The sequence below is a fragment of the Caballeronia sp. genome (assembly GCF_049581465.1).
In the GTDB taxonomy this organism is placed as follows: Bacteria; Pseudomonadota; Gammaproteobacteria; order Burkholderiales; family Burkholderiaceae; genus Caballeronia.
On the sequence record NZ_JBAUSA010000633.1, the window covers coordinates 1 to 2,034 of the forward strand.

The following is a 2,034-nucleotide window of genomic DNA, read 5'->3' on the forward strand; positions in this document are numbered from 1 at the left end:
GAGGTGTCGCCCGGCACCATCATGCGCAATCTTGCCGCTGATATCTTCTCGCTGCAGGAGAGCCTCCACGCCCTTGAACATGACCTGCTCGTATTCGACGATGTCAAGCAACTTAAGGGCTGGCTAAAGTCCGTGAAACGGTCATTAGCCACGTCGCGTTTCGACGATATGCCGTTCTAGGGGAGCGCCGCCCTTCATGCTTCTTCCGTAGTGTGGAGAAAACACCGCTTACACCGAATGTCCGCTCCTCCGTCCAATCTAGTCCTTCAGACTCGGACCTCGCGCTCGCCTATCTGGGCGATCGGCGATAAATCGTGGTCGACAGAGCCCCAAGGACAACCGATTTTTGGCGCGGCCATCAAGACCACAATTCAATGATTTGATACGTACGCCCGCAAAGAACCCGGACGTTTTGACGATCTCTGTAGAGAGCGACTCTTGGCATCTCGAGACCCCGAGGCAGCGCGGGATCTGTGATGTCGTTTGGAAGCGAGTATCAGACGCTGACCAGCAGATCTTTTCGCTTTGTCTCGGGCTTCACGTTTGTTAAGTTAGGCATACTACCGGACACGAGCTCCGCAACAGCTTCCGCAGTCGCTGCCGAGAGCGTCCAGCCTAAATGCCCGTGACCGGTATTGTAGAAAATATTGCGTCGACGACCGGAGCCAACCTTGGGCAACATGCCCGGAAGCATAGGGCGCAGGCCAGCCCACGGAATGACGCGCGCCGTCGACATATCCGGGAAATGATTACGCGTCCAATTTACGAGGGGCTGTATCCGATCCGAACGGATGTCACGGTTTATGCCATTGAGCTCAGCCGTTCCGGCCACACGGAAGCGATCAACGCCGAGACGGCTGGTTACGATTTTGGCGTTGTCGTCAAGCAGGCTGATCCAAGGCGCGGCTTGCTGGCTTCCAGTCTCGTCCAGGCAGACCGTGATCGAATAGCCCTTCACCGGATAGACGTTCACGTGGTCTCCTACATACGCGGCCAGAGCACGGCTTCCGACGCCCGCGCAGATCACTACCCGGTCGAAGACATCCGTATCAGGCTGACCTTCGCGCGTGAATGCAATCCTCAACTCGCCATCCGCGCCCTCGGAGATCGACTGCACACTCGAGTCGTAGCGGAACTCGACACCCAAACGCACGCAGGCTTGCGCAAGACCATGCGTGAACTTATGAATGTCGCCGGTCGAATCTGACTCGGTGAAGAAGCCCCCGTGGAACTGCCCATGAAGTGCGGGCTCAAGGGTGCGGATTTCGTCAGGCGTCACCGGGCGCCGGTCGAGGCCGCCTTCACGTAACAATGCATTGACCTTCGTGGCCGCTTCGAACTCCTTGCGGGTAGCGTAGAAATGCAAGATGCCACGTCGTTCAAGGTCGAAATCGATTTGTTCCCGCTCAGCGATCGAGAACATATGCTGGCGCGCGGCGATGGCTAGCCGCACTGTTTCGATCGTGTTGCTGCGATAGTTCGGAATTTGGCGCAGGAACTCGCCGATCCAGCTGTACTTGTGCCAACTCGGCCGCGGATTCATGAGGAGCGGTGCGTCGCGGCTAAACATCCAGCGCAGGCCTTTCAGCACTGTAGACCGGCTGTTCCAGACCTCAGCGTTGCTGGCCGATAGTTGACCGCCGTTGGCAAATGACGTTTCCATTGCCGCATAGCGATGACGTTCGAGAACGGTGACGCGGTAACCGCGCCGAGCGAGGGCGTAAGCAGTGGTGACGCCCGTAATTCCGGCGCCAATGATGGCAATTTGGGACATGACATGGTCCAGGGTTCGTTGAGCATCGCCGGCCGATATTTACCGGCACCAATGCCCCATCTGTCCATGTACCTGAGAGTTTCGCTAGCACCGGTTACGGTAATAGCTCCCCTTCGGTGGGCGCGCACGCGCCGCTCTCCAGATGTTCTCGCTGCACGGTCCTTTTGCCTGAGAGTTTCCGGGGCGGTTGCTCCGTCGGCGTCGTCACAAACGGCTGACGATCTCTCCCGCGCTGCATTGCAGAACGGCATGACAATACC

1 protein-coding gene, 1 pseudogene and 1 riboswitch are annotated in these 2,034 nt (G+C 58.0%); of the genes and pseudogenes, one reads left to right on the top strand and one right to left on the bottom strand.

The genetic code is table 11. From position 1 onward, the window contains the following. Positions 1 to 180 (top strand): annotated as a pseudogene (locus WCA53_RS15365) (molecular chaperone DnaJ); the annotation flags it as partial. Between the two features lie 316 nt (positions 181 to 496). On the opposite strand, the gene WCA53_RS15370 reads toward WCA53_RS15365, so the two are convergent. Beyond that, entirely contained in the window at positions 497 to 1,774 is a 1,278-nt protein-coding gene (locus WCA53_RS15370) for a D-amino acid dehydrogenase (protein ID WP_423911832.1), read from the bottom strand. Positions 1,775 to 1,920: 146 nt separating this feature from the next. Continuing rightward, positions 1,921 to 2,014: riboswitch (glycine riboswitch) on the bottom strand. Positions 2,015 to 2,034: the final 20 nt, after the last annotated feature.